The sequence below is a fragment of the Bellilinea sp. genome (genome assembly GCF_053501535.1).
Genome location: NZ_JBRCOK010000082.1, coordinates 1 through 7,933 on the forward strand (window position 1 = coordinate 1; position 7,933 = coordinate 7,933).

At 54.6% G+C, this 7,933-nt stretch carries 9 protein-coding genes; all 9 read right to left on the reverse strand.

What is annotated here, in order from left to right:
* Positions 1-413, reverse strand: a 413-nt coding sequence (locus tag ACWIZX_RS08380) for a BMC domain-containing protein (RefSeq protein WP_448335449.1), incomplete at its 3' end; no start/stop codon positions are given.
* On the reverse strand, positions 410-898 hold the full coding sequence (locus ACWIZX_RS08385; RefSeq protein WP_448335450.1) for a glycerol dehydratase reactivase beta/small subunit family protein: 489 nt from the start codon (positions 896-898) through the stop codon (positions 410-412). The genes ACWIZX_RS08380 and ACWIZX_RS08385, both read right to left, overlap by 4 nt.
* On the reverse strand, positions 895-2,742 hold the full coding sequence (locus ACWIZX_RS08390; RefSeq protein ID WP_448335451.1) for a diol dehydratase reactivase subunit alpha: 1,848 nt from the start codon (positions 2,740-2,742) through the stop codon (positions 895-897). Before ACWIZX_RS08390 ends, ACWIZX_RS08385 begins: the two co-directional genes overlap by 4 nt.
* 78 nt (positions 2,743-2,820) lie before the next feature.
* Positions 2,821-3,336 carry a diol dehydratase small subunit gene (locus ACWIZX_RS08395; RefSeq protein ID WP_448335452.1) on the reverse strand — a complete coding sequence of 172 codons (516 nt, stop codon included), beginning with the start codon at positions 3,334-3,336 and terminating at the stop codon, positions 2,821-2,823.
* A 17-nt stretch (positions 3,337-3,353) separates the two neighbouring features.
* Positions 3,354-4,034 carry a propanediol/glycerol family dehydratase medium subunit gene (locus ACWIZX_RS08400; protein ID WP_448335453.1) on the reverse strand — a complete coding sequence of 227 codons (681 nt, stop codon included), beginning with the start codon at positions 4,032-4,034 and terminating at the stop codon, positions 3,354-3,356.
* Between the two features lie 11 nt (positions 4,035-4,045).
* Positions 4,046-5,713: a propanediol/glycerol family dehydratase large subunit gene (locus ACWIZX_RS08405; RefSeq protein WP_448335454.1), complete on the reverse strand. Its 1,668-nt coding sequence runs from the start codon at positions 5,711-5,713 to the stop codon at positions 4,046-4,048.
* A gap of 35 nt (positions 5,714-5,748) precedes the next feature.
* Complete coding sequence (gene pduB / locus ACWIZX_RS08410) at positions 5,749-6,537, reverse strand: propanediol utilization microcompartment protein PduB (protein ID WP_448335455.1); 789 nt, start codon at positions 6,535-6,537, stop codon at positions 5,749-5,751.
* A 94-nt stretch (positions 6,538-6,631) separates the two neighbouring features.
* Positions 6,632-6,919, reverse strand: a complete 288-nt coding sequence (eutM, locus tag ACWIZX_RS08415) for an ethanolamine utilization microcompartment protein EutM (protein WP_448335456.1) — start codon at positions 6,917-6,919, stop codon at positions 6,632-6,634.
* 15 nt (positions 6,920-6,934) lie between these two features.
* Complete coding sequence (locus ACWIZX_RS08420; RefSeq protein WP_448335457.1) at positions 6,935-7,429, reverse strand: EutP/PduV family microcompartment system protein; 495 nt, start codon at positions 7,427-7,429, stop codon at positions 6,935-6,937.
* Positions 7,430-7,933 lie beyond the last annotated feature (504 nt).

The following is a 7,933-nucleotide window of genomic DNA, read 5'->3' on the forward strand; positions in this document are numbered from 1 at the left end:
GGATGGGTGGGTTCTGCCGTCTCCTCGGCTGAGGATGGAATTTCTTGTGCGGGGATTTCTTTCTCCGGCGCGGCTTGCTCGATTTCCTTCATGGGCTGCCGGCTTGTTGGGGGTCGGGTTTTCGGGGCAACCGGGCCGTGAAAAGTTTGGCGAATCAACGGGTCAATTTCTTCATGAGGGCGGGGGATGACCAGCGAACCAAACACCGTTCCGACCCGCGAAGCGGCGGCAACCCCGGCGGCCACAGCGGCCTGAACCGCACCCACATCGCCGGCCAGTTTGATGGTGATTTTTCCAGCTCGAGCGCTGTCATATCCTAACAAGACCACATTGGCGGCTTTGACGGCAGCATCGGCTGCCTCAATGGCGGCCACAAGGCCAATCGTTTCGATTAAACCCAGGGCTTTGTTCATAAGGCTCCCCTTTCCCTCAATTTTTGTAGAATGAGCAAAACCAGCCTGACAACCTGCTTCAGCTCGGCTGGTGACAGACTTTGGGACTTTTCACCGCTTTCGACAACAGGATGAGCAGGTTCGGGTAGCGGCGTCAGATACAGCGGTCGGCGTACGAAGAAACGCGCCGCATTGGCGCCCATCAAACGGCAGGCGCGCTGGGGATTGTTATCCAGCTCGAAAACTAGAACCGGCTGGTGCGGCGGCATGTGAAATTCGTGCAGCACCACAGCGTTGTTCGAAACGGCAACGCCAATTTTCAACGGAGAAGCCGTTGCCGCCTGATAGGCTCTCTCGATCAGATCTTTTCCCTCAATCTCTACAAGGCGGCAGGGTACACCCTCTTCTTCCGCGCCGATTTCCACCCAGCGGGCATATTCGGCGGGTGTAGCCTGCATCAAGGAGATGTAGATGGCTGGTCTTTCAAGGGTGGAGGATGCCATCATCGTTTTTCGCGCCGCCTTTCGAGGTAACCCAATACCAGACCGGTGGCTACGGCATTGATTGGCCCCAAGCGTCCCTGAATGTTGGCTGTGCCAACCACAATGCCGAATTCGGCCAATTTATTCATCAGCATTTGGGAAAGTTCGAAATCCAGACCCGAACCGCCCACAATTGCCACAAAATCGATATTGCGGATATTGCCTAACGGGGCAACGGCCTGGAGAGCCCGCAGGCAGTTCCGCAAAAACACTTTCCGTTTCGCCTCGCGGCGTACCTCGCGGATGCGTTCGATGGTGTGATCGGTTGGTAACGGTACCAGCCCATCTTCGGTGATCAGCGTAACCCGACCAAACAGGCGTGGATCCAGCGGCTCTTTGAAGAAGCGAACGGAGTTGTCTTCATTCCGAATGTGGAAAAGGCTTTCCACCTTGGCGAGCGGATACCGTTTGATCTGTTCGGCAAGGTCAATATCGCTCGGACCGGGCAGGCCCAGTTCTCTTTGAATGAGCAGGGTAACCATGTTTCCTGCACCGGCGAGGTGAATACTGGTTACTTTACGGTCGCGCTGCATCAGGGCTGCGTCGGTGGAACCCGCCCCCAGATCGAGGATTGCCAGGGGGGCATCAATGCCGGGGGTGGTGAGGGTTCCTAAAATCGCCATGTTGGCTTCAACCCCACCCAGTTCTACCGGTACTTTGATCTCCTCGGACAGGGCGTTGGCGACCCGCTCCATCAGCAGGTGGTCAGTATTGACCATGGCGGCCAGCCCGACCGCATTCTCCATGGCAAATTCCTGCGCAATCCCGCCGGAAACGCGCTGAGGCACCAGACAATCCACTGCCAGAATATCGCGGATCTTGATTTCGTGGAGGGGTTTTTCGGTGACATCACTCATGGTCTGGCGGACTCGCTGCACCATTCCGCCGACGTTGGTACCGGCTTCGCCCTCGACATCCTGTAATTTGCCAACCTGCTCAAGGGCTTTCATGATGGCATCGGCGCCCTGATCTACTTCGACAATGACCGTGCGCACATCGCCGATCAGTTTGAGGGTGCCGGCCGGAATTCGGCGGGTCTGCACATCACCAGCCGGGGTACGGATGACCACCGCGGAGCGCAAACCAATTAAGGCTTTGGCGATTGGAACCACCAGTGCCGTTTCCTGAGGCGAGAGGTCGAACAGGGTGGCGATGCCATACGGGTTGGAAAGCTGGCGGATGACCTGCCCCTGTTCGGCAACTTCCACGGCGGCGAGCATGTTCAAGGGGACATGGTCAATCAGGGAAACTTCATCCACAAAGGGCAGCACTTTGGGCAGCCGGTTGGCAATTAACACCCCGTCGTCGGCTTGAACGATGCCGCCGCGAATGTCCATACCGGCTTCCAGGGCGCGCCGCAGAATGTCGGCTGCCAGTTCAAAATCGTACTCCCTGGGGATGACCACGATCAAGGGCTCGTTGCGTTTGGCATTGACCAGGTCTTTGATGTGGATGGTTTTTCCCACACCAATCCCCAAACCACCGGGGGAGGCCGGGTTGTGCCCGATCATGGTCGATTCGGTGATGATGGTTTCGGTGATCGTTTCCATGGCAATATCACCGATGACGGGAGTTGCCTCGTTCAACAGCACCAGATCGAGTTGACGGAGTTCAATTCCTGCATTTTTTACGGCTTCCTGCAGGGCGATCACGATGCCGGGCAGATTGCTCAGCGTCCCTTTGATGCCCGTGGTGGAAACCCGGCTGGTGGAAAGGAAACGGGGCGGGCGGTCGAAATCGAAGATTTCAGCAATTGCCACCTCGGTTGTTGAATTGCCTACATCCACACCTGCAATGATGTGTGCCATGACTAAATCCTGTTCGGGTGAGATTCAGACCGAGTGGCCGGCGGGGATTTGAGCCGCCGGCCACATTCGGTAGCGGTTTCATTCTTTTCGTAGAACTCCACGGGCTTCGTACACTCGGGCGGCTTCCCGCACGAACTCGGCGCAGATTTTGGCGTCATACTGCCGTTCCAATTCATCGGCTATGGCCAGCAATTCCTCTTTGGTGGAGCGGTTCGGTCGCAAAGCGTTGTAGATTTGCAGCATCCGTTCATCCGAAAGTCGGGTCAACTCGGCTGCCCTGCGCATGTTTCGGGCCAGCTGCGGACGGTTGATGCTTTCGGCAATCTGGGCCTGGTATTCGAGGGTTTGCGGAGTGATGCGGATTTCTTCCGCTTTAATCTTTTCGGCCAGCACAGCATCCAGGGTGATCTCATCCAGCGATTTCCCGGTAGAGGTTTTCACCAGTTCAGGGTGTTTTTTAGCCAGCGGGTAATCTCTCTGGTAGTGGAGTTTTCCGTTAAGGGAGGGAGCGGAAGGCGTAAACGGCCGCTTTTCTCCGCTCATCTCCGCCAGAACCTCACGTACGATTGCAGCAATTAACTCTTGTTGGGACATTGGTACACTCCTTTCGATTACTGGAACTTAACTTCCAGCTCAACAGGCTTTTTGTTGGGGTCAACGAATTGTGTCTCCCGGATGTGGAAGACTGCCGCAATCGCCTGATACTTGGGGCGTGCCATCTGGTCATTGATCTGCGGCACCGGGCTGGGGGAGTCGCCTTTGGCATAACGGGCTGCGTTGCGTCCAATCTGGCGGTACATTTCAAGGCTGATCACCGGGGCCTGCGGGAACAGTTCCAGATTTTGCAAGGGGAGCAGGTCTTTCTGGTGGATCAGGGTCGTGCCGCGTGATTGGATGGCAACGGCAATGCCGGAGCCGCTCAACTCTGCGCCGCGCTTTCCGATAAAAGCCAGATCCGAGGTGTGGTACACCTTAATGACACGGGGTTTCAATCCTTCCTCTTCGATGCCGGCCATGATTTCTCGCAGCACAGCGGCATGGGGAATGCCGGTGATGGTTCGTTTTTTCAACTTATCCCCAAATGCGGGTGCCACTGCAATGACCACTTCGTTAGGAGAGGTGCCGGGTTTTGCCTCACCGATTTCGCGCAAGATCATATCGCTGACTTGATAGGTGGTTGGGGCAGCCGGCTGTTTCTGCGTCGTGGTGGGGCTGCTTCCCGACTCAGCAGCCATTTTGGCGAGGATTTCTTTGACTACCTCTCGAACCATTGATTCAGAAATTTGGGTCATGGGAATCCTCCTTATATGTCCTCAGGCCGCATGGCATGGCGAATATCGGCAATCTGTTTCCAGCGTTCGCCCTGCAAACGATAGCCGGTTCCGGGGCCTTGATAATCGTTGAGATCGTTGATCGCCGCAACCACATTGAAATTGCGATCCAAAACCGCAGAAGTTTGCAGGTAGTCCCCGGAAACGCGCTGTTTCTGGATGTTCAAGACGGCCTCAGCCACATCCGTGAATCCGCGTTTGGCAAGTGCCTTGACCACATCCACACCGGTAACGCCGCGTTTCATCATGTCCTGAGCGGCTTTGGTATCCTGAACCTTATCGCGCGGCGGCATATCTTGACTGTTGTAAGCATAGGTAGCGGCTTCCACTTCTTCATCGGTGATGCGCGGCAAGCCCAGTTCATCGAACACGGCCTGAATTGCACGGGCGGCTTTGTTGCGCACCTGAATGACTTCCTCTTCCCGCACCGGACGCAGACCGCCATCCACCTTCAGATCGCGCTGAAGGACGAGGTAGTCGTCGTAGTCATCCGAATCGAAGTTTGAGCCGGCGAACATGTTATCGTAGTTCGGCACAGCGCTGTAACCGGAGAAGATGAAATCGGTACCGGGCAGGAATTGACCCATCAGACGCGCCGTTCGGCGGATGGGGGAGTGGGAGAAGGTCTGATCATTGCCCGATGCCACTTCCAGATCCAAGCAGGTGGTGACCAGATTCTCGGCTACCACGGCGCGGATGCCGCCGGGCACCCCGCCGGGCACGCCGATGCAGCTGATCGAGCCGTTTTGCAGGCCCTGCACACCGGCGCCTTTGGTGATCATGACGCACTTGATTTCCAGATAGAGCATGGACTTGCCTTCGGCATACGCCATTTGCACTTCCGAACCGGTGCCGGATGTGAAGCGCATCTTCAAGCCGCGCGAGGCGTAGGCTGAAGCCAGAAAAGCCTTTGACCACGGCGTATCGTCACCATCAATGAACACCTTTTCGGTGCCGTAGACGGATACCGTTTCGGCATAGGCGGTCAAGCCGCGCAAACCCAGCGAAAGTTCGGTGGCCTCTTCCAGCGCGTCCTGACTCAAGATGCCGGGACGCCCGACCTGACCCCCGACCAGCAGCGCCAGTGCATTCATCGGCCCGTAGTTAAAAACAGCCACCGTGGTTTCGATTTCATCGAATCCGTAATAGGCGGCTTCGGCGGCATCGGCTGCCATCAGCACCGGATTGTCTTGCAGGTTGGTCACATGAGCCTGATTACCGGGAGTCCGACGGGCACGCATTTTCTGGATGCCCATCATCATTTCGACGATGTTGAGTTCATCCATGACTTCGGCAATCTTTGCCGGGGTTAAACCGGAAAAGATGCGGGCCACTTCAGAACGGGGTACATTTATGTCCACAATTTTTCGGGCGATCTCCACGCTGGGGATGGCCATCATTTCTTCGGCAAGGGCGGTGTTGATAGCGTAATTGGCGATGAAAATTTCGTTGAAGTCGAACTCCTCGCGTTTTTTGCCATCCATTTCCGTAATGACCCCATTGACCACTTTGATGCTGGGTTTTGGGTCATTCGGGCTGCCCATCGCAATCAGACCGACTTCAGGCCATTCGGTTACGAAACCGTCCTTGTTGACATCCCGGGCATCCAAAACCTCAAATCGTTTCTGTCGTTTAGCCATTGGTTTTAACCTCCTTTTTGGAGCATTGACTGGCTCTAGATATATGGAACGCCAAGGCTTTTTGGAACGTCACCCAATGAACCTAAAAGCTTGACACCAACTTCTCTGGCGGTCATAATTGCCTGCCGGACGGCACCGGCATCCCCGCAGAATAAGCCGACCACTTCGTTTGTGTAGGACAGGCCGGTGGTGGGTCCAAGGTAGCCGATCATTTCCACATCGGCGGATTTGACGGCAGCATCCACCATCAGCACGCCAATGCCGGCCGGCGCTCCAACAGTCAGGCCGAATGCCTTTCCAACCGGGGCATTGAAGGCCTTCTGGCAGGCGTAACTGGCCCGCGCGGTGTATTGCAGTTCAATGTGCCCCGCATCGTTGGCATAGACATCGCCAAAGGTGCGGGCAAGGTCTTTGAGGGCTACCTCGATGGCGCGGCGGGCATCCGAAACTTCTTCGGCTCCAAAGATGATCAATGAACCGTGACCGGCCCCGCCTTTGGTATCGCGCGGCAGTTGAATATCCACGATCTCGGTATTGGTCGCTTTGACGGCTTCATCCGCAGCCAGAATTTGCGGGCCGGCACCTGTGCGGGCACTGAGAATGCCGATCGAGCGGTATTTGGGGTCAAGTTTCATCTTTTCGTGAACGACCGGATCCACGTTTGCAATGACGATTCCGATCGTATCCCCGATGGCGGTTCCAACAAATTCTGTCAGACCAGGGTTCTGGAAGGGAGCGGTGGGGGCGGATTGTGGAGAGGAGTTACCACCTGACACCTTTTCCATGACCTGTTTGACAATTGTATCTAACAATTTTTCATCCATTGAATCTCTCTCCTCTGTCAGAAATTGACGCAGCAGAACAGGGTCTGCGCCGTTTTACGGTGGCACACGCGAAACACTTTGGACAGCCTGAGGGCTATTCCCTGGACGGCAACAGTTTTTCGGTGTCGGAGTGGGGGCGTGGAATCACATGAACTGAAACCACTTCGCCTACCCGCTTAGCCGCCGCGGCTCCAGCGTCGGTTGCAGCTTTGACGGCGCCAACATCGCCGCGCACCATGACCGTCACCAGCCCGGCACCGACCTTCTCCATGCCGACGAGGGTCACGTTGGCGGCTTTGACCATTGCATCGGCAGCCTCAATCATGGCTACCAATCCGCGGGTCTCGATCAAACCTAATGCTTCACCTAGTTCTTTAGCCATTGTTACACTCCTTTTTTAGAAATCTTGTTTTAAAAGAAAATCTCTGAGACCAGAGATTCCTTCACCACTGAGGACGGACACGTAAAAAATTTCCCCATCCACCCCGGCAGCCCGCAGCAAGCCGGCGGCGCGTTGGGGGTCTGCATCGGGTAAATCCATTTTGGTGACCACACCGATTTTCGGATGAGGGTACATCAAGAAGTAATGGAGAGGAAAGACCAGACGGTCACTGGTAGCATCCTGAACCACAATCAACAATTTCGCCTTCAGGGCTGCGGTGACCAGTTCGCGGCGCAATTTTCCCGATTCACAATATTCACCGGAGATGTCAATTCCCCAGCCGGAATAATCTATCCCCTTGGATCTGGCTGCGGTTGAGGGGTTTTTCCCTTCCAGAGCCAAAAGCAGGGCTGTTTTACCGGAAGATTTTCCACCGAAAATCATAAACGGCCAGGTATGGGCAGTGTCTGAATCCATGTTTTGCAGGGAAGAAAATGTTCTATTTTTCAAAAGGGGTAATCCGCTATAGGAAACTTGAATTTATAATTGGTGCGGTTTCTTTGGAGGCACTTAAACAATACCGGTTTGGATCAGGGGACTTCAATCAAATAATCAAAGGGTTTTTTATAAAAAGGATGGGAGCAGTGCAGATGAAAATTAAGCATTCTCAACGGAAAATGGAATAACCAACCGCTCTCCAATCCGTTTTCAACCGTTTTTGAAGGGGTGTGTGGATTTTTGTAAAATCAAACCAAGAAAAGTGTAAAGTGGCAATCAGACTGCCGGAGAAAAGAATAGAAAAATGTATAGACGAGGTGAATTTTGGAATTGATTGCCGGGCGGAAAGCGAATATCCTTTATGGTAGCCGTTAAGTCTTCAATTACTTTTATTAAGGGCGTATCTCATGATTTCGATGGGTGTTAGGGAACGCGTGAATCCAAATTTACTGACGGTTCTTGAAAAAGCAAACCGCACTTTTAACCGTCCTTTGGCGCTTGAACCTTACCTTGGAA